General features: G+C 72.7%; 17 protein-coding genes. 14 read left to right on the forward strand and 3 right to left on the reverse strand.

Features of this window, described 5'->3' with window-relative positions:
• The first annotated feature begins 63 nt into the window (after positions 1 to 63).
• From FSY66_RS09905 to FSY66_RS09915, 3 genes are all read left to right on the forward strand, one after another.
• Positions 64 to 1,329: a trans-sulfuration enzyme family protein gene (locus FSY66_RS09905; protein ID WP_144794433.1), complete on the forward strand. Its 1,266-nt coding sequence runs from the start codon at positions 64 to 66 to the stop codon at positions 1,327 to 1,329.
• The gene (locus FSY66_RS09910) at positions 1,326 to 1,676 is read left to right on the forward strand and encodes a DUF2516 family protein (RefSeq protein WP_144794435.1); all 351 of its coding nucleotides are present in this window, start codon (positions 1,326 to 1,328) and stop codon (positions 1,674 to 1,676) included. Before FSY66_RS09905 ends, FSY66_RS09910 begins: the two co-directional genes overlap by 4 nt.
• Before the next feature lie 104 nt (positions 1,677 to 1,780).
• The gene (locus tag FSY66_RS09915; protein WP_144794438.1) at positions 1,781 to 2,536 is read left to right on the forward strand and encodes a phosphoglyceromutase; all 756 of its coding nucleotides are present in this window, start codon (positions 1,781 to 1,783) and stop codon (positions 2,534 to 2,536) included.
• 152 nt (positions 2,537 to 2,688) lie between these two features.
• Here the strand turns inward: FSY66_RS09915 and phoU are convergent, their stop codons facing one another.
• Positions 2,689 to 3,366, reverse strand: coding sequence for a phosphate signaling complex protein PhoU (gene phoU / locus FSY66_RS09920; protein WP_144794440.1), 678 nt, complete (start codon positions 3,364 to 3,366; stop codon positions 2,689 to 2,691).
• Positions 3,367 to 3,601: 235 nt separating this feature from the next.
• Here phoU and FSY66_RS09925 point away from each other — a divergent pair, with 235 nt between their 5' ends.
• Both FSY66_RS09925 and FSY66_RS09930 read left to right on the forward strand, forming a co-directional pair.
• Positions 3,602 to 4,882, forward strand: coding sequence for a sensor histidine kinase (locus tag FSY66_RS09925; protein WP_144794442.1), 1,281 nt, complete (start codon positions 3,602 to 3,604; stop codon positions 4,880 to 4,882).
• The gene (locus FSY66_RS09930) at positions 4,879 to 5,559 is read left to right on the forward strand and encodes a response regulator transcription factor (RefSeq protein ID WP_144794445.1); all 681 of its coding nucleotides are present in this window, start codon (positions 4,879 to 4,881) and stop codon (positions 5,557 to 5,559) included. Before FSY66_RS09925 ends, FSY66_RS09930 begins: the two co-directional genes overlap by 4 nt.
• A 147-nt stretch (positions 5,560 to 5,706) precedes the next feature.
• Here FSY66_RS09930 and FSY66_RS09935 read toward each other — a convergent pair whose 3' ends face one another.
• On the reverse strand, positions 5,707 to 6,249 hold the full coding sequence (locus FSY66_RS09935) for a hypothetical protein (RefSeq protein ID WP_144794447.1): 543 nt from the start codon (positions 6,247 to 6,249) through the stop codon (positions 5,707 to 5,709).
• A gap of 139 nt (positions 6,250 to 6,388) precedes the next feature.
• Here FSY66_RS09935 and FSY66_RS09940 point away from each other — a divergent pair, with 139 nt between their 5' ends.
• From FSY66_RS09940 to glgX, 6 genes are all read left to right on the forward strand, one after another.
• Positions 6,389 to 6,871, forward strand: coding sequence for a CarD family transcriptional regulator (locus FSY66_RS09940; RefSeq protein ID WP_006214662.1), 483 nt, complete (start codon positions 6,389 to 6,391; stop codon positions 6,869 to 6,871).
• Positions 6,872 to 6,880: 9 nt separating this feature from the next.
• On the forward strand, positions 6,881 to 7,657 hold the full coding sequence (locus FSY66_RS09945) for an IspD/TarI family cytidylyltransferase (protein WP_144794449.1): 777 nt from the start codon (positions 6,881 to 6,883) through the stop codon (positions 7,655 to 7,657).
• Entirely contained in the window at positions 7,654 to 8,163 is a 510-nt protein-coding gene (gene ispF / locus FSY66_RS09950; protein WP_144794451.1) for a 2-C-methyl-D-erythritol 2,4-cyclodiphosphate synthase, read from the forward strand. The genes FSY66_RS09945 and ispF overlap by 4 nt, the downstream gene beginning before the upstream one ends.
• Positions 8,164 to 8,279: 116 nt before the next feature.
• Entirely contained in the window at positions 8,280 to 9,719 is a 1,440-nt protein-coding gene (gene cysS, locus FSY66_RS09955; RefSeq protein ID WP_144794453.1) for a cysteine--tRNA ligase, read from the forward strand.
• 101 nt (positions 9,720 to 9,820) lie between these two features.
• The gene (gene rlmB / locus FSY66_RS09960) at positions 9,821 to 10,819 is read left to right on the forward strand and encodes a 23S rRNA (guanosine(2251)-2'-O)-methyltransferase RlmB (RefSeq protein ID WP_144794455.1); all 999 of its coding nucleotides are present in this window, start codon (positions 9,821 to 9,823) and stop codon (positions 10,817 to 10,819) included.
• Positions 10,800 to 12,989 carry a glycogen debranching protein GlgX gene (gene glgX / locus FSY66_RS09965; protein ID WP_260853631.1) on the forward strand — a complete coding sequence of 730 codons (2,190 nt, stop codon included), beginning with the start codon at positions 10,800 to 10,802 and terminating at the stop codon, positions 12,987 to 12,989. Before rlmB ends, glgX begins: the two co-directional genes overlap by 20 nt.
• A 31-nt stretch (positions 12,990 to 13,020) precedes the next feature.
• Here the strand turns inward: glgX and glgP are convergent, their stop codons facing one another.
• Positions 13,021 to 15,606 carry an alpha-glucan family phosphorylase gene (gene glgP / locus FSY66_RS09970; protein WP_186304540.1) on the reverse strand — a complete coding sequence of 862 codons (2,586 nt, stop codon included), beginning with the start codon at positions 15,604 to 15,606 and terminating at the stop codon, positions 13,021 to 13,023.
• Between the two features lie 118 nt (positions 15,607 to 15,724).
• On the opposite strand from glgP, the gene FSY66_RS09975 reads away from it, so the two are divergent.
• The 3 genes from FSY66_RS09975 to glgB all read left to right on the forward strand — a co-directional run bounded on the left by FSY66_RS09975 (position 15,725) and on the right by glgB (position 23,694).
• On the forward strand, positions 15,725 to 17,890 hold the full coding sequence (locus FSY66_RS09975) for an alpha-1,4-glucan--maltose-1-phosphate maltosyltransferase (protein ID WP_144794459.1): 2,166 nt from the start codon (positions 15,725 to 15,727) through the stop codon (positions 17,888 to 17,890).
• Between the two features lie 115 nt (positions 17,891 to 18,005).
• A complete protein-coding gene (gene treS, locus FSY66_RS09980; RefSeq protein WP_144794462.1) occupies positions 18,006 to 19,772 on the forward strand; it encodes a maltose alpha-D-glucosyltransferase in 1,767 nt (588 codons plus the stop codon).
• 52 nt (positions 19,773 to 19,824) lie between these two features.
• Entirely contained in the window at positions 19,825 to 23,694 is a 3,870-nt protein-coding gene (gene glgB, locus FSY66_RS09985) for a 1,4-alpha-glucan branching protein GlgB (protein ID WP_144794464.1), read from the forward strand.
• Positions 23,695 to 23,870: the final 176 nt, after the last annotated feature.

Raw genomic sequence — 23,870 nt, forward strand, 5'->3', positions numbered from 1 at the left:
CCCGCCCGGACATCGCGGATGCGGGCATCGGGGCTGTGGGCCGGCGGTCGTAGGCTGTTGGGCATGATCCCGCAGACCCCGGACGACCGCCTGTCAGCCTCCGCTTCCGCGCCCTCCCGGGAGGCCTCCGCCGAGAGCGGACCGCACGGCCTGCGCCCGGCGACCATCGCGGTGTCCGGGGGCCGGCCCGCGCCGGAGAACGACGCCCCCGTCGGGCCGCCGATCGTGCTGAGCTCGACCTACCGGGGCTCGGGCCCGCCCGTTCCCGGGGAGCGGATGTACGGCCGGGTGTCCAACCCGACGTGGGAGGACCTCGAGGGCGTCCTGGGCCGACTCGAGGAGGCGCGGCTGCCCGCCCTGGCCTTCGGCTCGGGCGCGGCGGCCCTGTCCGCGGTGCTGTCGCTGGTGCCGCCGGGCGGCCGGGTGATCGTGCCCCGGCACGTCTACATGGGCACCGCGACCCTGGTCCGCGAGGCCGAGGCGGAGGGGCGGATCTCGGTCGGCGCCGTCGACGTCGAGGACACCGACGCCGTCCTGACGGCCGCCGAGGGGGCGGATCTGGTCCTGCTCGAGTCGCCCACGAATCCCATGCTCGAAGTCGCCGACCTGCCCGCGATCCTGGCGGGCACTCGGCGCCTGGGGGTGCTCACCTGCGTCGACGGGACCTTCACGACCCCGCTGCTGCAGCGGCCGCTGACCTGGGGCGCGGACATCGTCGTGCACTCGGCCACCAAGTACCTCTCCGGCCACTCCGACGTCGTCCTGGGCGCCGCCGTGACCTCGGACCCCCGGCTGAGGGAGCGGCTGCACGCCCACCGCTCCGGCCACGGAGCGATCCCCGGCCCGTTCGAGGCATGGCTGGCGCTGCGGGGGGTGCGCACGCTGTCCCTTCGGGTCGAGCGCGCCTGCGCCAATGCCGCGGAGATCGCCCGGCGGCTGCAGTCCCACCCCGCCGTCCGCGCCGTGCGCTATCCGGGGCTGCCGCAGGACCCCGGTCACGAGCGCGCGGCCCGTCAGCTCGACGGCGGCTTCGGAGCCGTCGTCGGCCTGGTCGTCGACGGCAGCGCATCCGCGGCCGATCGCGTGGTCGAGGCCCTGCGGCTGTGGGTGCCGGCGACCTCCCTGGGCGGGGTCGAGTCGCTCGTCGAACGACGGCGCCGCCACCCCGAGGAGCAGGCGAGCGTCCCCGAGTCGCTGCTGCGGCTCTCGGTCGGCATCGAGGACGTCGAGGACCTGTGGGACGACCTCCGCGGCGCCCTGGACGCGGGGCTGCCCTCCTCCGACCGAGAGGGGCCCTCCTCGGTCCGGACGGTAGGATCGGGGACATGACCTTCACCTCCATCATCCTGCTGGCCGTCGCGCTGGTCGATGTCGCGGCCATGGTGCTGGTGACCGTCCTCGCGGCCATGGCCTTCTTCCACGCCCTGACCGTCAAGCCGATCCAGTTCGAGCGCGCGTTCAAGCGCACCCGGACCTTCTGGCTGCTCGTGACGGGCGCGTGCCTGCTGTTCACCGCCCTCATGTCGGTGCCCGCCGTGATCGCCCTGCTCACCGGCGGCATCCCCCAGCTGGGCGGCATGTTCGTCCTGCTGATCGCGGCCACCGCCTCCGGCGTCTACCTCGCCGACGTGAAGCCGGCCGTGAACGTCGAGTCCTCGGGTCCGTCCGCCTGGTGACGCCCCGGTGACGGGGCCGACGGCGGCACCCGATCGCGGCCGGCGCCGCGGACAACCCCGTGGCCGAGGTCGCCCGGGGCCCGATCAGGTGTGATACTTGCGATATGGCTACCGAAGCGAAGTACACGCTGATCCTGCTCCGTCACGGACAGTCCGACTGGAACGAGAAGAACCTCTTCACCGGCTGGGTGGACGTCCCGCTCACCGACAAGGGCCGCGCCGAGGCGGCCCGCGGCGGCGAGCTGCTCCAGCAGCGCGGCATCCTCCCGGACATCGTCCACACCTCGCTGCTGCGGCGCGCGATCATGACGGCCAACCTGGCCCTCGACTCCGCGGAGCGCCACTGGATCCCGGTCAAGCGCTCCTGGCGCCTCAACGAGCGCCACTACGGCGCCCTGCAGGGCAAGGACAAGGCCGAGATCCGGGAGAAGTACGGCGAGGAGCAGTTCATGACCTGGCGCCGCTCCTACGACGTCCCCCCGCCCGAGCTCGACGACTCGGACGAGTACTCGCAGGCCGGCGACCCCCGCTACGAGGACGTCCAGCACCTGCCGCGCACCGAGTGCCTCAAGGACGTGCTCGAGCGGTTCCTCCCGTACTGGGAGGACCAGGTCAAGCCCGATCTCAAGGCGGGGCGCACCGTCATGCTCGCCGCGCACGGCAACTCGCTGCGCGCTCTGGTCAAGCACCTGGACGGCATCTCGGACGAGGAGATCTCCGGGCTGAACATCCCCACGGGCATCCCGCTGGTCTACGAGCTCGATGCCAACTTCAAGCCGCTGACCGCCGGCGGCGAGTACCTGGACCCGGAGGCCGCGGCCGAGTCCATCAAGGCCGTGGCGAACCAGGGCAAGAAGTGAGCTGAGCCGCCGCGGGGGGCGCAGGCGGTCCCGCAGGCCGGGTCGCACGGCCCGGATCGCACAGGGGCCCGGATGCCGATCGCATCCGGGCCCCTGCTGCGTCGTCCCGCCTCGTGCTCCGCCATCGCCGGCGCCGCGCCGTCTGCCGGAGCTCAGCGGGCGGTGCCGTCCCCGCGGTCGGCCGGCTGGGGCGTCCACTCGCCGGTCACCAGATAGGTGACCTTCCGGGCGACGGAGACCCCGTGGTCGCCGATGCGCTCGAGGTAGCGCGAGGACAGCGTCACGTCCACGGTCGTGTGCACCGGCGCGGTCCACTCCGGCGCGGCCATCGCGTCGAAGATGCCGCGGTGGAGGGCGTTGACCTGGGCCTTGCGCTGGTGGATCTCGTCGAAGATCGAGATGTCGCGGGTCTCGAGCATCTCGATCACCCCGTCCAGGATGCCGAGGTCCAGCTCGAAGAGCTGGGCGAAGTCCTCGACCAGGGCCTCGGGCAGCACCGGCTCGGGGAACCGGCGGCGGGCGTCCTGGGCCAGGTGCCGGGCCAGGTCGCCCATGCGCTCGAGCGAGGTGCTCATCCGCAGGGCGGACACGAGCATGCGCAGGTCGGAGGCCACGGGGGACTGCCGGGCCAGGATGTCGATCGAGCGCTCGTCGAGCTCGTCCTGCAGGTGATCGATCCGGGCGTCGTTGGAGATGACCTCCTGGGCCGTCTCCAGGTCGGCGTCCAGGAAGGCCGACCTGGCCTCGGAGAGCGCTTCGCGCACGAGCCGGGCGATGGCCACGAGCTCGTCGCCCACCTGCTTGAGCTCTGCCTGGAACACCGTGCGCATCCAGCGCCTCCCCCTGTGCGGTCCCGGTGCCGGGTCCGCACGCCGTCGTGCCGTGACGACCTCGTGCCCGAGGTCGACGAGGGGAATACGCTACGCGGGCTGGCCTGCGGACGTCCGCGCGGCGGGTGAACAGCGGCCGAACGTCGGGTGATCTCCCCGTGACGACCGGGCGACCGCCCCGGCGACGGCCCCGGGGCGCGCCGACAACGGCCGGGCGTGCCCCTACCCTGGAGGCGTGGACCCCCTCCTGCTCGCGCTCCTCTCGGGGCTGATCGGACTGCTGCTCGGACTCAGCGGTCTCTTCGCCCTGCGCGGGACCTCGCAGCGCCGCGTCGAGGCGGCGGAGGTGGGCGAGCCGCAGCTCCCGGCCGGCGCCGCGGACGTGCTGTCCGTCATGGGCCGCGCCTACGTGGTCGTGGACGGGGTCGACGGGGTCGTGCGCGCCTCGCCCGCCGCGTACGCCTTCGGGCTGGTGCGCGGGCACTCGGTCGTGCTCGACGAGCTGCTCGCCATGATCCGCGCGGCGCGGACCTCCGGCGTGACCGAGGAGCGCAGGGTCGAGATCGGCCGCGGCGCCGAGCACGCCGGGGTGATCGTCCTGGACGTCCGGGTGGCGGTGCTGGGCGACGAGTTCGTCCTCCTGCTGGCCGATGACCAGACCGAGATCGAGCGGGCGCAGTCCGTGCGCAGCGACTTCGTCGCCAACGTCTCCCACGAGCTCAAGACGCCCGTGGGCGCCATCCGCCTGCTCTCGGAGGCCATCGAGGACGCGGCCGAGGACGAGGACGCCGTGCGCCACTTCGCGTCCCGGCTGCATCGGGAGTCGGAGCGGCTGACCCTGCTGGTCCAGGACATCATCGAGCTGTCTCGCCTGCAGGGGCAGAACGTCGTGACCTCCGGCGGGCCGGTGGCCCTGGACCGGGTGGTCGCGGAGGCCGTCGACCGCAACCGGATGACCGCGGAGTCCCGCGACATCGCCCTGGTGATCGGCGGCAGCGTGGACGCCCCGGCCTTCGGCGACGCCGACATGCTGACCACCGCGCTGCGCAACCTGATCGACAACGCGATCCGATACTCGCCCCCGGGCACCCGGGTGGGCATCGGCCTGCGGCGGCGCGACGACATGGCCCTGATCGCGGTGACCGATCAGGGCCCCGGGATCGCGGAGACCGAGCAGGGGCGGGTCTTCGAGCGGTTCTACCGCGTGGACTCCGCGCGGTCGCGCCAGACCGGCGGAACCGGGCTCGGCCTGAGCATCGTCAAGCACGTCATGCAGCAGCACGGCGGGCTCGTCGACATGTGGTCCGAGCCGGGGCAGGGCTCGACGTTCACGCTGCACATCCCGCTGATGAGCGGTGCCGAGCACGGGCGGCCGGACGACGGGCAGGCCGCGGATGCCGCTGCGAGCGCCCAGGGCGCCGAGGCCGCGGGAACAGACGATGCCCCCTCGGGGCGCCGGGGCCTTCGCCCCGTGCGCACCGGGCAGGGCCGACGAGAAGGAGGAGAATCCGCATGACCCGGATCATGATCGTGGAGGACGAGGAGTCCCTGTCGGAGCCGCTGGCCTACCTCCTGGGCAAGGAGGGCTTCGACCCCGAGGTCGTCGCCGACGGCCAGCAGGCGGTCGCGGAGTTCGACCGGGCAGGCGCCGACCTGGTGCTGCTGGACCTCATGCTGCCGGGGCTGTCCGGCACGGAGGTCTGCAAGCAGCTGCGCCAGCGCTCGAGCGTCCCCATCATCATGCTGACCGCCAAGGATGCGGAGATCGACAAGGTGCTGGGCCTGGAGCTCGGCGCGGACGACTACGTCACGAAGCCGTACTCCTCCCGCGAGCTGGTCGCGCGCATCCGCGCCGTGCTGCGCCGCCGCTCGGAGCCCGAGGAGCTCGTCTCGGCGACCGTGCAGGCGGGCCCGGTGCGCATGGACATCGAGCGCCACGTCGTGACCGTCGAGGGCGAGACGGTGAACATGCCGCTCAAGGAGTTCGAGCTGCTCGAGATGCTGCTGCGCAATGCGGGCCGCGTGCTGACCCGCGGCCAGCTGATCGACCGGGTCTGGGGCTCCGACTACGTGGGCGACACCAAGACCCTCGACGTGCACGTCAAGCGGCTGCGCTCCAAGATCGAGCCGGACCCGTCCGATCCGCACCACCTCGTGACGGTGCGCGGGCTGGGCTACAAGTTCGAGGTCTGAGCGCTCCGGCCGGCATGCTCGGCCCGGGTGCCGGGGACGACGACGGGGCGGCGACCGGATGATCGCCGCCCCGTCGTGCTCGGGAGGATCAGCTGCGGACCGGCTCCGACCGCCGGGACCGATGCGCCCCGCGGCGAGGAGTCCGGCTCAGTGGCCGCCCTCCTCGCCCTCGGGGGCGGGGGTGTTGGACGGGTTCGCCGGGGTCGAGGGAGCGCCGCCCGGGATGTACTCGGCGTAGCGCGGGTAGGTGTGGTCCAGCACCGGCAGCTCGTGCTCGAGGGTCTCGCCCCCGACGGTGAGCGTGGCGGGGACCAGGAGACCGGGATCGGCGCCGGCCGGGTCCACGAGCTCCTCGTTGGCGTCGTCCTCGAAGCGGACCTCGCCGCCGGCGGGCACGTCCACGGTGACCGGGGAGGCGCCCTCCACGGCGATCTCGACCGAGGCGTCGTCGCCCGACTCGTTGACCAGGGTGCCGAGCAGGCGCCCCTCGGAGTCGCCGGACTCGGCCGCGATCAGGAGATTGTTGACGCTGACCTCGCCGACCTGGCCGACGATGCCGTCGGCGGGGGAGTAGTCGTCCGTGGTGGCCTGCGGGCTGGTCACGGCGCAGCCGGTCGAGGTGAGAGCGGCGGCGGCGAATGCGGCCCCCAGGCCGATGGTGCGAAGCCTCTTGCGGGCGGCAGTGGTCACAGCGCGAACTCCTCAGGCAGATCGTAGATGCTCGGAGCCATGGTATCCGCTGGGTGACGGATCGTCCGCATCCCTCAGGCACCAGATCGGCGCCGCGAGGCCGCATGTTAGGATCGATCGGCGGAAAGGGGCACCATACATGGTTTTCGAGGTTGGCGAGACGGTCGTCTATCCCCACCATGGCGCGGCACTGATCGAGGAGATCAAGACCCGCACCATCAAGGGCGAGGAGAAGATGTACCTGAAGCTCAAGGTCACCCAGGGCGATCTGGTGATCGAGGTACCGGCGGAGAACGTCGACCTGGTCGGCGTGCGCGACGTCGTCGACGAGGAGGGCCTCAAGAAGGTCTTCGCCGTCCTGCAGGCCGACGACGTGGAGGAGGCCAGCAACTGGTCCCGCCGCTACAAGGCGAACGTGGAGAAGCTGGCCTCCGGCGACGTCCTCAAGGTCGCCGAGGTCGTGCGCGACCTGTGGCGCCGCGACAAGGACCGCGGCCTCTCGGCCGGGGAGAAGCGGATGCTCACCAAGGCGCGCCACATCCTCACCTCCGAGCTGGCGCTGGCCAAGGACATCGACGAGGAAGAGGCCGAGAAGCGCCTCGACGACATCCTCGCCGGCTGACCCCAGCGCATGGACGCATCGGGCCCGCAGGGCTCCGCGACGGCGCACCCCTCCTCCGGGACGGGGTGCGCCGTCGTCGTCGTCGCGGCAGGATCCGGGACCCGGCTGGGCCGGGGGATGCCCAAGGCGCTCGTCGAGATCGCCGGCCGCAGCATCCTGGAGCGCAGCCTGCAGGGCGTCCTGGCCTCCGGGGTGTGCCCGGACCCCGGCCGGATCGTGGTGACCGTCCCGGCCGGGGACCGGGCGCTCAGCGCCGTGTGCCGACGATTCGGCGTGCAGGCCGTGCCGGGCGGGGACTCGCGGGCCGCGAGCGTGCGCGCCGCCCTCGAGGCCATCGCCCGGGGGCCTGCGCCGGCCGAGGTGCTCGTCCACGATGCGGCGCGCTGCCTGACTCCTCCCTCCGTCTTCCGGGAGGTCGCCGCGGCGCTGGGCGAGCACCGGGCCGTGATCCCCGTGCTGCCGGTGATCGACACCATGCGCGCGATCGACGACCGGGAGCGGCTCTCCGGAACCGTCGACCGGGCGCGCCTGCGCGCGATCCAGACCCCGCAGGGCTTCGAGTGGCCGCTGCTGCGCGAGCTCAGCGCCCGCGCGGCGGCCGAGGGCCTGGACGACGCCGCCGTGACCGATGACGCCTCCCTCGTGGAGCGCTACACCGACCTCGAGGTCGTCGCCGTGGCCGGGCACGAGGAGTCCTTCAAGGTCACCCGGCCGCTGGACCTGCTGCTGGCCGAGGCCGTCGTGGCCGCCCGCGGCGCCGCACCCGATCAGGAGCACCGCCCATGACCGCAGCCGTCCCCCGCACCGGGATCTCCGTCGACGTCCATGCCTTCGCGACCGATGGGGAGTGCGCCGAGCACCCCGACGGCCTGGTGCCGCTGCATCTGGCCGGACTCCTGTGGGAGGGCCAGCGCGGGCTGTCCGGGCACTCCGACGGGGACGTCGTCGCCCATGCCGCCGCCGACGCCCTCTTCTCCGCCGCCGGCTGCGGCGATCTCGGCTCGAACTTCGGCACCGACCGCCCGGAGATGGCAGGGGCCTCCGGGGTGCGGATCCTCTCCGAGGCGGCGGCGATCGTGCGGGCGGCGGGCTTCGAGCCCGGCAATATCGCAGTGCAGCTGATCGGGCAGCGCCCCCGGTTCGCCGCTCGGCGCCGGGAGGCCGAGGCCGTGCTCGGCGAGGCCGCCGGCTGCCCCGTCTCCGTCGCGGCGACCACCTCCGACCGGCTGGGCTTCACCGGGCGCGACGAGGGTCTGGCCGCGGTGGCCACCGCGCTCGTCGTCCCGGTCTGAGCCGAGGCGGTGCGCCGGCCGCCCCCGCCGGCGCATCCGACCCGGTCGGTCGACGCGGCGTGCCGGAGCCCCGGCCCGAATCGTGCCCGCGGAAGGCGCGTCGGTAGACTTCCCGCGTGACCCTGCGCTTCTACGACTCCGCCTCCGCCTCCGTCCGCGACTTCGACCCCGTGGTCCCGGGGGAGGCCCGCCTGTACTACTGCGGGGCGACCGTGCAGAGCGGCCCCCACATCGGGCACGTGCGCTCGGGCCTGGTCTTCGACATCCTGATCCGCTGGCTGCGCTTCCGCGGCCTGCGGGTCACCGCCGTGCGCAACGTGACCGACATCGACGACAAGATCCTCGACAAGGCCCGCGCCTCCGAGCAGCCCGACTACGTGGGCGAGCACCCGGACGAGCCCTGGTGGGCCCTGGCCTACCGGTTCGAGGGCGTGTTCCACCGCGCCTACGACACCCTCGGCATCGAGCGGCCCACCTACGAGCCCCGGGCGACCGGGCACATCCCCGAGATGCACGAGCTGATCCGGCGCCTGATCGAGCGCGGGCACGCCTACCCGGCCGCCGACGACTCGGGCGACGTCTACTTCGACGTCCGGTCCTGGCCGCGCTACGGCGAGCTCACCCATCAGCGCCTCGACGAGATGCAGGACGCGGCCGACGCGGATCCGCGCGGCAAGCGGGATCCCCGGGACTTCGCCCTGTGGAAGGGCAGCAAGGAGCAGGACCCGGCCAGCGCCTCCTGGGACTCCCCGTGGGGCCGCGGCCGCCCGGGCTGGCACCTGGAGTGCTCCGCCATGGCGGGGCGCTACCTCGGCGAGCACTTCGACATCCACGGCGGCGGCCTGGACCTGCGCTTCCCGCACCACGAGAACGAGCTCGCCCAGTCGAGCGCGGCCGGGCAGCCCTTCGCGAACTTCTGGCTGCACAACGGCCTGGTGTCCTACCAGGGCGAGAAGATGTCCAAGTCCATCGGCAACACGATCGACCCGCAGCAGATGCTCGCCGAGAACCGGCCGCTCGTGGTCCGCTACCTGCTCGGGCAGGCCCACTACCGCTCGGTGCTCGACTACCGCCCCACCTCCCTCGAGGAGGCGGCCTCGGCCGTCGAGCGCATCGAGGCGTTCCTGGTCGCCGCCGCGGCGGCCGGAGCGGACCTGGAGTGGACGGCCGACGACGTCCCCGCCGATTTCGCGGCGGTCATGGACGACGATCTCAACGTGCCCCGCGCCCTCGGCGTCCTGCACGAGACGGTCCGCGCGGGCAACACCGCGCTGCACGCCGAGGCCGCGGCGGAGGACCTCGCCGCGGCGGCCCGAGCGGTCTCGGCCATGACCGATGTCCTGGGCCTGCGCCAGCTCATGGCGCTGGGCGGGCCCGGAGCCGGGGCGGAGGAGCACGCCGCCCTGGACCACCTCGTGCACGACCTGCTCGAGCGCCGCGCCCGGGCCCGGGCGGCCAAGGACTGGGCCGAGGCGGATCGCCTGCGCGACACCCTGGCCGCCGCCGGGGTGACCGTCGCCGACGGGCCCGCCGGCTCGACCTGGTCGCTGGGCTGAGCACCTCACCTGCACCGACGCGGCGCCGTTCACGCAGCGGTCGCCGGAGCAGCCGAACGCCGACCGGGACGCCCGGTCACGAGATGAATGGGTGACACACCATGTCAGCACCCCGACGCGGGAGCGGAAGCTCCAAGAAGAAGGGCCCCACCGTGGGCACCGGCGGCCACGGCCGCAAGAAGCTCGAAGGCAGGGGCCCCACGCCCCGGGCGGAGGACCGCCCCTACCACAAGGCCTACAAGCAGAAGAAGGCCGCCGAGCGCCGCGCGGCCACCGGCGCCCCGGACGCCGGCCGGCGCCGCGGGCCGAACCGCCGCGGGCCGGGCAAGACCGAGGACCTGGTGACGGGACGCAATGCGGTGCTCGAATCGCTGCGCGCGCAGATCCCCGCCAAGGCGGCCTACATCATGGTCAGGATCGAGGCCGACGACCGCATCCGCGAGATCATCAAGCTGTGCAGCAAGCGCGGGATCCCGGTGCTCGAGACCACCCGCCCGGAGCTCGACCGCCTGACCGAGGACGCCGTCCACCAGGGCATCGCCCTGCAGGTGCCCCCGTACGAGTACCGCGGCGCGGACGAGCTGCTCGACGAGGCCATGGACCGCTGGAAGGGCGACCGCTCGGGCGAGCGCGCCCCGCTGCTCGTGGCCCTCGACGGGATCACCGATCCCCGCAACCTCGGGGCGATCATGCGCAGCGTCTCCGCCTTCGGCGGCGATGGCGTCCTGCTGCCCGAGCGGCGCTCGACCGGGCTCAACGCGACCGCCTGGAAGACCAGTGCGGGCGCGGCGGCGCGGGTGCCCGCCGCGCAGGCCACCAATCTCAACCGGACGATCGAGCACGCCAAGTCGCGCGGCTACTTCGTGATCGGCCTCGACGGCGGCGGCAGCGTCGAGCTGCCCGGGCTCTCGCTGGCCACCGAGCCGCTCGTGATCGTGGTGGGCTCGGAGGGCAAGGGCCTCTCCCGGCTGATGACCGAGCGCTGCGATCAGATCGTCTCGATCCCGATCCAGTCGGAGATGGAGTCGCTCAACGCCTCCATGGCCGTCGGCATCGCTCTCTACGAGACGTCGTGCCGCCGTGCCGCCCGCTCCCGGTAGGCGCCCGACCGCCCCGGGGCCGGCGCGGTCGCGGCCGCGACCGCTGGGCGTCTCCCAGGCCCTGGGCGGCCAGGACGCGGCGAACATCGCGGTCTGGGCCCCGGGCGTCGACCGCCTGGACCTGGTGTGGCAGGTGCCGGGAGGCCGCTGGCGCCGCCACACGCTGCGTCGGCTCGAGGGCGGGATCCACTTCGACCTCGTGCCGCCCGCCCCGGGCGGCGGCCCCGCAATGCCCCCGGGCACCCGCTACGGCTTCGTGGACGCCGGGTCGTCGCTGCTGCGCGACGGGTCGACGCCGTGCAGCGAGCAGATCCTGCTCGATCCGCACGGCCGGGGACTCGAGCAGGTCCATCACGTGCCCGGCCGCCGCGGGGTCACGCAGCCCGACACGTACGGCAGCCGCTACGTCTCGGTGATCGTGGACGACGCCTTCGACTGGGCCGGCGACCTCGCCCCGGACATCCCCTGGCGCGACACCGTGATCTACGAGGCGCACGTCAAGGGCCTCACGATCCAGCACCCGGGGATCCCGCAGGACATGCGCGGCACCTACGCGGGGCTCGCCCACCCGGTCATGATCGAGCACCTGAGATCGCTGGGCATCACCGCCGTCGAGCTCCTGCCCGTGCACGCGCATCTCGACGAGCCCCACCTGACGGCCGCCGGGCTGAGCAACCACTGGGGCTACAACACGCTGTCGTACTTCGCCCCCCATGCCGCCTACGCGACTCGCGCGGCGCAGCGGCGCGGCCCGCAGGGTGTGCTCGACGAGTTCAAGCAGATGGTCAAGGATCTCCACGCCGCGGGCCTCGAGGTGATCCTCGACGTCGTCTACAACCACACCGCGGAGGCCGGCAGGACCGAGCAGCCCTACTGCTGGCGCGGCCTGGGGGACCGGCAGTGGTACCGCCACGACGACAGCGGCGACTACCTCGACGTCACCGGCTGCGGCAACACGCTGGACTTCTCTCGGCCCGAGGTCGTGCGCATGGCCCTGGACTCGCTGCGCTACTGGACCGACGTCTGCCACATCGACGGCTTCCGCTTCGACCTCGCCCCCGCCCTGGGGCGCGACGCGTCGCACAGCTTCACGGCGCGGCACCCGTTCCTCGTCGCCGCTGTGGCCGACCCGTCCATCGGCGGCGCCAAGCTCATCTCCGAGCCGTGGGACGTCGGGCTGGGGGGCTGGCAGACCGGGCGCTTCCCGCCCGGCTGGGCCGACTGGAACGACGTCTACCGGGACACGGTGCGCGACTTCTGGCTCACCGAGCAGCGCGGCATGGCCGACGGCGCGCCCGGCGGCGGCCTCTCCCGGCTGGCCGACGTGCTGGTGGGCTCGCCCGGGCGCTTCGCCGCCTCGGGGCGCACCCCCCTGTCCTCGGTCAACTTCGTCACGGCGCACGACGGCTTCACGCTGCACGACCTCACGACGTACGACCACAAGCACAACGAGGCCAATCGCGAGGACAACCGCGACGGCACGGACGACAACCATTCGTGGAACCACGGCGAGGAGGGGCCCAGCCGCTCGGCCGCGGTGCGCAGCGCGCGAGCCCGCACGGCACGCAATCTCATGGCCACCCTGGTCCTCTCGCAGGGCGTGCCCATGATCACCGCGGGCGACGAGATGCTGCGCACGCAGGGCGGCAACAACAACGCCTACTGCCAGGACGGGCCGATCGGCTACGTGAGCTGGAAGACGGGTCCGGCGCAGCGGGCGATGCTGGAGACCACCCGGGAGGCGCTGCGCGTCCGCCGCCGCTTCCTGCGCCGGCAGGCGGAGGACTACATGATGCGCCCGGAGGACATCCGCGTCCTCTGGTTCGCGCCCGAGGGGCGGCTCATGCGAGCGGAGGACTGGGAGGCCCCCGGGGCCCGCGCGGTGCAGATGCTCGTGCGGGCGCGCCACGGGGGAGTGGCCGGGCTCGTGATGCTCAACGGGGCCCGCGAGGATCGCGAGTTCACGGTGCCGCATCTGAGCGAGGACCTGTTCGCGGCCGAGGACCCCGGTGCGGTCGGATCCGGTGCGGCGGCAGACCACCCGGAGCGTGCCGTGGAGTTCGTCTTCTCGACCGATGCCGAGCAGCGCGCCTCCTGCGGTCTGCGCCTCGACGGGGGGCAGGCCCTGGAGCTCCCGGGGCTGACGGTCGCCGCGCTCGCGTTCGTCTGAAGCCCCGGCGCCGAGCGATCGCCGGCGCGGCTCATGCGCTCGCCACGAGCCCCAGCTCCGCCCCGCCGAGCAGGGCCTCGTGCTCGGGCAGCACGCGAGCCGTGCAGCCGAACGGGCCCGAGCGGTCGATCGTGAAGCTGCCCGAGAAGGCCCGGACCCCGGCCTCGGAGGACCCGGCCGGGGCGAGGTCTCGGTGCTCCCGCTCGCGCAGGTGATCGCCGTCGGCGACCCGGCCGAAGACGACCTCGACCCGGACGTCCTCCGGGCTCAGGTCCCCCAGGCGCACGCGGGCCGTGAGCTCGACGGTGTCGCCGATCTGCGGTTCGGCCTGCAGGCCGTCGAGATGCACGTGCTCGATCCCGACCTGCGGCCAGCTCTCGCGCACGCGCGCGATCCACGCGGCCGTCGAGCGCGCTCGGGAGTGGCCCGCGGCCGCGGCGGCGCGACCCGACCCGGCGGCCGGGACGTAGAGCTGCGCCACGTAGTCCATGACCATGCGGGCCGCAGACACGCTCGGTCCCAGGTGCATCAGCGTGTGCCGGACCATCGCGAGCCACTCGTGCGGGATGCGCTCGGCCCCGTCGTCGCGGACCTCGCCGTAGAACCGCGGGGCCACGTGGTCCTCGATCAGCTCGTAGAGCGCCGCGGACTCGATCCCGTCGCGCTCCTCGCCCGGAGCTCCGTCGTCGGCGGTCGGGATCGCCCACCCGTTCCGGCCGTCGTAGAGCTCGTCCCACCAGCCGTCGAGCACGGACAGGTTCAGCCCGCCGTTGATCGCCGCCTTCATGCCGGAGGTCCCGCAGGCCTCGAGGGGCCGCAGCGGATTGTTGAGCCAGACGTCGCAGCCGGGCAGCAGGGTCCGGGCCATGGCCATGTCGTAGTTCGGCAGGAAGACGATCCGGTGGCGGACCTCGGGATCGTCCGTGAAGCGCACGAGGTCCTGGATCATGCGCTTGCCCATCTCGTTGGCAGGATGGGACTTGCCCGCCACCACGAGCTGGACCGGGCGCACGGGATCCAGCAGCAGGCGCTTGAGCCGCTGCGGATCGCGCAGCATGAGCGTGAGCCGCTTGTAGGTGGGCACCCGCCGCGCGAAGCCGATCGTGAGGATCTCCGGGTCCAGGACCGAGTCCGTCCAGCCCAGCTCGGCATCGGAGGCGCCGCGCTGCTTCCAGGACTCCCGCAGACGGCGCCGGACGTCGGCCACCAGGTCAGCGCGCAGCTGACCCCGCACGCGCCACAGCTCCTCGTCCGAGACCCCGCTGATCGCCCGCCAGCGCGACCGCAGATCGGGCTGGCTGCAATCCACGGCCAGAGCCTCCATGCGCGGGTCGATCCAGGTCGGCACGTGCACCCCGTTGGTCACGGAGGCGATCGGGACCTCGTCGGCGTCGAACCCGGGCCAGAGGCCGGAGAACATCTGCCGGGACACGGCCCCGTGCAGCTGAGCCACCCCGTTGGCGCGCTGGGCCAGCCGCAGGCCCATGACCGCCATGTTGAACGCCGAGCCGTCGCCGCCCTCGTAGTCCTCGGCCCCCAGCGCCAGGACGTCCTCGAGCGGGGCGGGCCCGGTCAGGCCGGTCGAGAGGAAGCGCTCGATCAGCCCGCGCTCGAAGCGGTCGATGCCGGCGGGCACAGGGGTGTGGGTCGTGAACACGGTCGAGGCGCGGACCGCGGTGAGGGCCTCGAGCCAGGACAGGCCCGAGCCGCCGTCGGTCCCCTCGCTCATCAGCTCGGCGATCCGCTCGATGCCCGCGAAGCCGGCGTGGCCCTCGTTGCAGTGGAAGACCTCGGGCTCGGGGGCGCCCGTCAGCCGGGAGAACTCCCGCAGCGCGCGGACCCCGCCCATCCCCAGCAGCAGCTCCTGCTGGAGGCGGTGCTCGCCCCCGCCGCCGTAGAGGCGGTCGGTGACCCCGCGGGCCGCCTCGTCGTTGTCCGGGACCTGGGCGTCGAGCAGCAGCAGCGGGACCCGCCCGACGTCGGCCCGCCAGATCTGCGCGCCGAGCTGCCGGCCCTCGGGCAGCGGCAGCCGGATGCGGACGGGGGTGCCGTCCGCCTCGCGCAGCAGGGTCACGGGGAGGCCCTGCGGGTCCAGGGCCGGGTAGTCCTCGAGCTGCCACCCGTCGCGCGACAGCGACTGGTCGAAGTAGCCGTTCCGGTACAGCAGGCCCACCCCGACGACGGGCACGCCCAGGTCCGAGGCGGTCTTGAGGTGATCCCCCGCCAGGATGCCGAGACCGCCGGAGTACTGCGGCAGGACGGGGGTGATGCCGTACTCGGCGCAGAAGTAGGCGATCGAGCGCGGTCCGGAGGCGCCGTGCTCCTGCTGGTACCACCGGGGCTCGCTCAGGTACGCGTCGAGGTCGTGCTCGAGCGCCTGGATGCGCTCCACCAGCTCGTCGTCCTGGGCGATCCGCTGGATCTCCTCGCGGGTGAGCGAGTCCAGGACCCGGACGGGATCGCCGCCGGAGGCATCCCAGGCCCCGGGGGCCAGATCGCGGAAGAGGGCCTCGGTGGGCCGGTGCCAGGACCAGCGCAGATTGGCGGACAGCCGGCTCAGCGCGCCGATCGACTCGGGGAGGGAGGTGCGGACGGTGAACGTGGTGATCGCCTTCACACTCGGCCAGCCTAGCCGCGGTCGCCGGTTCCGACGAGACCCCCACGGCGGGGCGGGGCAGTTCGCCCGCCCGCCGGGGCGCCGAGCGATCACGGTCCGGCTCCCGGGCGAATTCCGGATGACGTGGTTCACCATGGGGCGCCGGACTGGCTACGGTGTGGGGGTGACTTCCAACAGCCAGTCCCCTTCCGTCTCCGACGCCGCCTCCGCCGAGACAGGGGGATCCGCGCCGGACGGCGCGGCGTCCGGCGCCTCGGCCATCGATCTCTCGGGTCTGGTCTACGGCCGCATCCCGATCGAGGACGTGCAGCCCCGCGTCCTCGGCGGCCGCCGCCCCGCCGCCGCACTGCCCGGGGAGGACATCCGGGTCTCGGCGACCGTCTACCGCGAGGGCCACGACGCCCTGGGGGTGTCCGCGGTGCTGCGGGACCCGCAGGGCCGGGAGCGCTCGCGGGCGGCCATGGAGCTCAGCGCCCCGGGCACCGACCGCTACGAGGGCTGGCTGCGCCCCGATGCCGAGGGCGAGTGGAGCTTCGCCGTCGAGGGCTGGGGGGACCTCTACGAGACGTGGCATCACGCCGCGCAGATCAAGCTCGGCGTGGGCCAGGACGTCGAGCTCATGATGGACGAGGGCGCGGTGGTCTTCGCCCGAGCCGCCTCCGAGGCCGATCGCCCCGAGACCGAACGGCAGCGGCTCCGCGAGATCGCCGAGCACCTGAAGGATCGTTCGGTCCCGGCCGGTCAGCGCTTCGCCCGGGCGACCGACCGCTCGGTGCTCGAGCTCCTGCGCACGCGTCCGATCCGCAGCCTCGTGACGAGCTCGGAGAGCCTTCCGCTGCGGGTCGAGCGGGATGCGGCCGGCCGCGGCGCCTGGTACGAGTTCTTCCCGCGCTCCGAGGGCGCCGTGCGGGACGAGCAGACCGGCGGGTTCCGCTCGGGCACCTTCCGCACGGCCGCCGAGCGCCTGCCCGCCGTGGCGGACATGGGCTTCGACGTCCTCTACATGCCGCCGATCCACCCGATCGGGCGCGCCCACCGCAAGGGCCCCAACAACACCCTCGACGCCGGCCCGAACGACCCGGGATCGCCCTGGGCCATCGGCAGCGAGGACGGGGGCCACGACGCCATCCACCCGGATCTCGGGACGTTCGAGGACTTCGACGCCTTCGTGGCCAGGGCCCGCGAGCTCGGCCTCGAGGTGGCTCTCGACCTCGCCCTGCAGGCCTCGCCGGACCACCCGTGGGTCCAGGAGCACCCGGAGTGGTTCACGACCCGCGCCGACGGCAGCATCGCGTACGCGGAGAACCCGCCCAAGAAGTACCAGGACATCTACCCGATCAACTTCGACAACGACCCCGAGGGGCTGTGCCGGGAGATCCTGCGGATCGTGAAGCTGTGGATCTCCCACGGCGTGCGCATCTTCCGGGTCGACAACCCGCACACCAAGCCCCTGTGGTTCTGGGAGTGGCTGCTCGACCAGGTCCGCAGGCACGACGACGGCGTCGTCTTCCTGGCCGAGGCCTTCACGCGGCCGGCCATGATGCAGGGCCTGGCCAAGGCCGGGTTCCAGCAGTCGTACTCGTACTTCACGTGGCGCAACGCCAAGTGGGAGCTCGAGGAGTACCTCGAGGAGATCACGCGGGAGACGGCGGCGCAGTACCGGCCCAACTTCTTCGTCAACACCCCCGACATCCTGACCGCGTACTTCGTCGAGGGCGGGCGCCCGTCCTTCAAGATCCGCGCCGCCCTGGCCGCCACGTCGTCGCCGCTGTGGGGCATGTACGCCGGCTACGAGCTGTACGAGAACGTGCAGCGCCCCGGGGCCGAGGAGTCGATCGACAGCGAGAAGTTCGAGTACCGGCCCCGCGACTTCGAGGGCGCCGAGGCCCGCGGCGACTCGCTGGCTCCGTACGTGCGCCGCCTCAACCAGCTGCGCCGGCAGCACCCGGCCCTGGGGGACCTGCAGAACCTCACCCTGCATCCCACGGACGACGACGCGATCCTGTGCTTCTCCAAGACCAAGACGGTCAGCGGGCCGGAAGGCGAGCACGAGGACACGCTGATCGTCGTGGCGAACACGGATCCGCACTCAGTGCGCATCGCGAACATCGAGCTCGATCTGGAGGCCCTGCGCATCGCACCGCAGGATCTGGGCGAGGACGGGGCCTTCGCCGCGGACGAGCTGCTGACCGGCGAGTCCTGGCGCTGGGGCGACCGGGTGTGGGTCCGCCTGGACCCGTTCTACGAGCCCGTCCACATCGTGAGCGTCCGCCGCTCGCACTGACCCGGGCCCCCTCGGAAGCGAGATCGCAGCCGAGGACCGCCGCATCGCCGGCCGGGCGCCCGCTTCGGGCACCCGGCCGCAGACAGCATCAGGAGACACCCCGCACGTGAATGCCATGAACCCGACCAGCTTCGGCGTCAACGCCCCCGGGATCTCCCACGATCCCGACTGGTTCCGCAAGGCGGTCTTCTACGAGGTCCTCGTCCGCGCGTTCTCGGACGCCAACGGCGACGGGTCGGGTGACTTCTCCGGGCTCATCGAGCGGCTGGACTACCTCCAGTGGCTGGGCATCGACTGCCTGTGGATCCCGCCGTTCTACGAGTCGCCGCTGCGCGACGGCGGGTACGACATCTCGGACTACTACTCGGTGCTCGACGAGTTCGGGACGGTCTCGGACTTCAAGCGGCTCGTCGCCGAGGCCCACGCCCGGGGCCTGCGTGTCATCACGGACCTGCCGCTGAACCACACCTCGGACCAGCACGAGTGGTTCCAGGCCTCCCGCGAGGATCCCGACGGCCCTTACGGCGACTTCTACGTCTGGTCGGACACGGACGAGCTCTACTCGGACGCCCGCATCATCTTCGTGGACACCGAGGAGTCGAACTGGACCTTCGACCCGGTGCGCCGGCAGTTCTTCTGGCACCGGTTCTTCTCGCATCAGCCCGACCTCAACTTCGAGAACCCCGAGGTCGTCGAGGCGGTCCACGACGTCGTGCGGTTCTGGCTCGAGATGGGCATCGACGGCTTCCGGGCGGATGCGATCCCGTACCTGGTCGAGGAGGAGGGGACGAACTGCGAGAACCTCCCGGGAACGCACGAGTTCCTGGTGGGCCTGCGCGAGATGGTCGACCGGGAGTTCCCCGGCCGCGTGATCATCGCGGAGGCCAATCAGCCGCCGGAGGAGGTCGTGGAGTACTTCGGCTCCGACGAGGCGCCCGAGTGCCACATGTGCTTCCACTTCCCGATCATGCCGCGGATCTTCTACGCGCTGCGCGACCAGCGGGCCCAGCCGCTGATCGACACGATGGCGGGCACCCCGCGGATCCCCGAGGGCACGCAGTGGGGCACCTTCCTGCGCAACCACGACGAGCTCACCCTCGAGATGGTCACCCCCGAGGAGCGCCAGGCCATGCTCGGCTGGTACGCACCGGACCCGCGCATGCGCGCGAACGTGGGCATCCGCCGCCGGCTGGCCCCGCTGCTGGACAACTCGCGGGCGGAGATCGAGCTGATCCACGCCCTGCTGCTGGCGCTGCCGGGCAGCCCGTTCCTGTACTACGGGGACGAGATCGGCATGGGCGACAACATCTGGCTCGACGACCGCGACGCCTCCCGCACGCCGATGCAGTGGACCCCGGACCGCAATGCGGGCTTCTCGGAGGCGGATCCGGGCAAGCTGTACCTGCCGGTGATCCAGTCGCTGGTCCACCACTACACGCAGACGAACGTCGAGGCGCAGCTGGCCTCCTCGTCCTCGCTGCTGCACTGGCTGCGCCGGATGCTGCTCGTGCGCCGGGAGCACCCGGCCTTCGGCATGGGCGAGTTCCGCTCGGTGGACTCCGGCCACGAGGCGGTGTTCGCCTTCGTGCGCGAGTTCGATCCGCGCGACGAGCGCCACGAGGACCAGGCCGAATCGCTGCTGTGCATCTTCAACCTGTCCCACACGCCGGCCGCGAGCACGATCGACCTGCCGGAGTACGCCGGGCGCGGCCTGCGCGAGATCTTCGGCGGGGAGCCGTTCGGCGAGGTCGGCTCCGACGGCGCCTACCGGGTGACCCTCGGCTCGCAGGACTTCTTCTGGCTGCGCCTGCGCGCCGCGCCGGACGCCTCGGGGGCTCAGCCGGCCACCCGCGCCATGCCGGTGATCACGTCCCTGGGCTGATCGGCCCCGCCGCGCGGCCCTCGCATCGCCCATCACCTCACAGGAGCCTGACATGCCCGCCGAAGCACCGTCGTCGCAGAACGCGCACAGCCTCGAGGAGGTGCTGCGCGCCTGGCTGCCGTCGCGCCGCTGGTTCCCCTTCGAGGGCGACCCCCGGCAGCTCGACGTGGAGACCGTCGCGGTCATCCCGCTGCCGGACGCCGCGGCCGATGCCCGCGGGGGAGAGGGGATCGCGTTCCATCTGCTGCGCGCCGGCGCGGGCGGGGACCGGCGAATCGTCCAGGTGCCCCTGGAGATCTCCCGGGATCCCCTGGAGGGCTCGATCGGCTCGTTCGAGGCCCAGGACGGCACGCGGCACGTCCGCGAGGCCGTCGACCGGCCCGCCTTCCTGGACGCGGTCCTGGGCCTGCTCGCCCGCGGCACGACCGTCGAGGGCGAGCAGGCCTCGCTCGAGGGCGATTCCAACGACGCTCTGACCCCTGTCTCCCGCGTGCGCACGGCGGATCAGGTGCAGGTGATCGCCGGCGAGCAGTCGAACACCTCCGTGGTCCTGCGCCCCACGGAGCCGGGGGAGGACGCCCTGATCCTCAAGCTCTTCCGCGTCCTCGGAGAGGGCGCGAATCCCGACGTCGAGGTCGGGCGCGAGCTCACCGATCTCGGCTGCTCGGTCGTGGCGCGCACGTGGGGCTGGGCCGATGTGCGATGGCCCGAGGCGGCTGCCGGCGGCGACGGCCGCGAGGCCTCCGGGCACGCCCTCGTGGCGGCGGAGTTCGTCGACGGCGCCTCCGACGCCTGGCGCACGGCCGTCGATGCGGCGGCCGAGGGACGCTCGTTCGCCGCTGAGGCGCGCGAGCTCGGCCGTGCCACGGCGCGCATGCATCGCGATCTCGCCAGCGCGTTCGGCGTCGAGGAGCCCGACGGGCCGCGGCGGCGCGAGGTCCTGGAGGGACTGGCCGGGCGCATCGACTGGGCGCGACGGGAGATCGGCGATCGCCTGGGCGAGCGCGCGGACGAGCTGGACGGCGTGCTCTCCGCGGCCCGAGCCGTGCAGGAGCTGCCCGACCTGCAGCGCATCCACGGCGACTACCACCTGGGGCAGGTCCTGCGGGGCCCCGACGGCGCCTACCGGATCCTCGACTTCGAGGGCGAGCCGCTGCGCGAGATCTCCGAGCGCAGCGCCGCCGATCTGCCCCTGCGCGATGTCGTGGGCATGCTGCGCTCGCTCGACTACGCCGCCGCCTTCGGAGCCCGCGAATCCGGCGGGGACACGGCGCAGTGGGGCGAGGAGGCCGCCGCCGCCTTCCTCGAGGGCTGGACGGCCGTGGCCCACGTGCTCGTGGATCGCGCGGATCCGGTGTTCCGCGCCCTGTGGCTCGACAAGGCCATGTACGAGGTCGTCTACGAGGCGCGCAACCGGCCGGACTGGATCGACGTCCCGCTCGCGGCGGTGCAGCGGGCGCTCGGCGCGCCGGGCGGAGCCCCGGTCGCCCCCGGCAGCGCGACGGACGACCGCTCGGGAGACGCGGACGGAGCCCCTGCCCGAACCGGGGCCGGAGCCGTCGCCGGGACCGGCCGCTCCGGGGCTCCCGACCCGTCGGGACCGGATGCCGCGGCCGCGGGCGTACCCTCGCAGTACGAGCACGACGAGGCCCTCGGCGAGGCCGCCGGGTCCACCCAGGAGACCCCCGACGCCGGCCTCGAGCCGGCGGGCGCGGGCGAGACCATCGGAAGCGAGAACCACGTGTCCCACAGCATCTCCGAAGACGTCCTCGCGGCCGTCGCGGAAGGCCGCTACTACGACCCCCACTCGGTGCTGGGCGCCCATCCGCAGGACGACGGCTCGATCCTCGTGCGCAGCCTGCGCCGCTTCGCGCAGAAGGTCGAGGCGGTCACCGGGGACGGCTCCGTGCACCTGCTCAGCCACGAATGGGGCGGGATCTTCACCGGCCGCATCCCGGCCGCCCCCGACGGAGGGATCCCCGACTACCGCCTCCGCGTGACCTGGGACGGCGGGAGCGCGGTCGAGATGGACGACCCGTACCGCTACGCCCCGACCGTCGGCGAGATGGACCTGCACCTGATCGGCGAGGGCCGCCACGAGGATCTGTGGCGGGCCCTGGGAGCGCACGTGCGCCGCTGGCCCTCGAGCTTCGGCGAGATCCACGGCACGAGCTTCGCCGTGTGGGCCCCGAACGCCCGGGCCGTGCGCGTGATCGGCGACTTCAACGGCTGGGACGGCACCGAGCACGCCATGCGCTCCCTCGGCCGCAGCGGCGTCTGGGAGCTGTTCGTCCCGGGCCCCGGCCACGGCACGACCTACAAGTTCCGCATCATGGGACCGGACGGGCAGTGGAAGGACAAGGCCGATCCGATGGCCCGTTGGGCCGAGGTCCCGCCCATGACGGGCTCGCGGGTGCTCGAGAGCGGCTACCGCTTCGGCGACGACGAGTGGATGGCCCGTCGGGCGCAGACCGACCCCCACAACAGCCCCATGAGCGTGTACGAGCTGCACCTCGGCTCGTGGCGCCAGGGCCTGAGCTATCGCGACCTGGCCACGGAGCTCGTGGACTACGTCACCGCGCACGGCTTCACGCACGTCGAGCTGATGCCGGTCGCCGAGCATCCCTTCGGCGGGTCGTGGGGCTACCAGGTCACCGGCTACTACGCCCCGACCTCCCGCTACGGGGAGCCGGACGACTTCAAGCACCTGGTCGATGCGCTGCACCAGGCAGGCATCGGCGTGCTCGTCGACTGGGTCCCCGGGCACTTCCCGAAGGACGACTTCGCGCTGGCGCGCTTCGACGGCGCTCCGCTCTACGAGCACCCCGATCCCCGTCGCGGCGAGCACAAGGACTGGGGCACCCTGATCTTCGACTACGGACGCGCCGAGGTCCGCAACTTCCTCGTGGCCAACGCCCTGTACTGGCTCGAGGAGTTCCACGTGGACGGCCTGCGGGTCGACGCCGTCGCGTCGATGCTCTACCTGGACTACTCCCGCGAGCACGGGGAGTGGGAGCCGAATCAGCACGGCGGCCGCGAGAACCTCGAGGCGATCGCGTTCCTGCAGGAGGCCACCGCCACCGCGTACCGGCGCAGCCCCGGGACGGTCATGATCGCCGAGGAGTCCACGGCGTTCCCGGGCGTCACCCGCCCGACGGATGCCGACGGCCTGGGCTTCGGGATCAAGTGGAACATGGGCTGGATGCACGACTCGCTCGAGTACATGAGCGAGGACCCGATGTACCGCGGCTACCACCACGGCAAGCTGACGTTCTCGATGGTCTACGCGTACTCGGAGAGCTTCATCCTCCCCATCTCGCACGACGAGGTCGTCTACGGCAAGGGCTCCCTGCTGCGCAAGATGCCGGGGGACCGCTGGAAGCAGCTCGCGAACGTGCGCGCCTACCTCTCGTACATGTGGGCGCACCCCGGCAAGCAGCTGATCTTCATGGGCACCGAGTTCGCCCAGGACGCGGAGTGGGACAACGACAAGAGCCTGGACTGGTGGCTGGCGGAGACCGAGCCGCACCAGGGGATCCAGCGCCTGGTCGCGGAGCTCAACGCGATCTACCGGCGGACCCCGGCCCTGTGGGCGCAGGACAACATCCCGGAGGGCTTCACCTGGCTGGACGCCAACGACAGCCAGGGCAGCACCATGTCGTTCGTGCGCTGGGACGCCAAGGGACGGCCGCTGGTCTGCGCGGTGAACTTCGCGGGCGCCCCGCACCTGGGGTTCCGGCTGCCCCTGCCCCGCGGGGGGCAGTGGGACGAGGTCCTGAACTCCGACGACGAGCGCTTCGGCGGCTCCGGGGTCGTCAACGGCTCCGCGAGCGCGGTCGACGAGCCCCGGTACGCGCAGCCCGCTCACGCCGTGGTCGACCTGCCGCCGCTCGGCGCGGTGTGGCTGCAGCCGAGGGACTGAGGTCCCGCGCCGGCCCGTCGGACGGTTCCGGGCAGCGGAGGACGCCCCGCTGAGGGGCCCGCACGCGCGTCAGCGCGGTGCGGGCCCCTCGCGTTTGCGCGAGGCCCGCAGCCTGTGTAGTGTTCTTCTTCGTCGCCGCGAGCGGTCGGCCGGTTCGAGGACCGGCGGTCGTGTGG

It is taken from the genome of Kocuria palustris (genome assembly GCF_007666205.1).
In the GTDB taxonomy this organism is placed as follows: Bacteria; Actinomycetota; Actinomycetes; order Actinomycetales; family Micrococcaceae; genus Kocuria; species Kocuria palustris_A.

Coding starts and splice junctions, on each gene's coding strand:
- FSY66_RS09905 (WP_144794433.1), top strand. CDS start 64: ATGATCCCGCAGACCCCGGACGACCGCCTGTCAGCCTCCGCTTCCGCG.
- FSY66_RS09910 (WP_144794435.1), top strand. CDS start 1,326: ATGACCTTCACCTCCATCATCCTGCTGGCCGTCGCGCTGGTCGATGTC.
- FSY66_RS09915 (WP_144794438.1), top strand. CDS start 1,781: ATGGCTACCGAAGCGAAGTACACGCTGATCCTGCTCCGTCACGGACAG.
- phoU (WP_144794440.1), bottom strand. CDS start 3,366: ATGCGCACGGTGTTCCAGGCAGAGCTCAAGCAGGTGGGCGACGAGCTC.
- FSY66_RS09930 (WP_144794445.1), top strand. CDS start 4,879: ATGACCCGGATCATGATCGTGGAGGACGAGGAGTCCCTGTCGGAGCCG.
- FSY66_RS09940 (WP_006214662.1), top strand. CDS start 6,389: ATGGTTTTCGAGGTTGGCGAGACGGTCGTCTATCCCCACCATGGCGCG.
- FSY66_RS09945 (WP_144794449.1), top strand. CDS start 6,881: ATGGACGCATCGGGCCCGCAGGGCTCCGCGACGGCGCACCCCTCCTCC.
- ispF (WP_144794451.1), top strand. CDS start 7,654: ATGACCGCAGCCGTCCCCCGCACCGGGATCTCCGTCGACGTCCATGCC.
- rlmB (WP_144794455.1), top strand. CDS start 9,821: ATGTCAGCACCCCGACGCGGGAGCGGAAGCTCCAAGAAGAAGGGCCCC.
- FSY66_RS09975 (WP_144794459.1), top strand. CDS start 15,725: ATGACGTGGTTCACCATGGGGCGCCGGACTGGCTACGGTGTGGGGGTG.
- treS (WP_144794462.1), top strand. CDS start 18,006: ATGAACCCGACCAGCTTCGGCGTCAACGCCCCCGGGATCTCCCACGAT.
- glgB (WP_144794464.1), top strand. CDS start 19,825: ATGCCCGCCGAAGCACCGTCGTCGCAGAACGCGCACAGCCTCGAGGAG.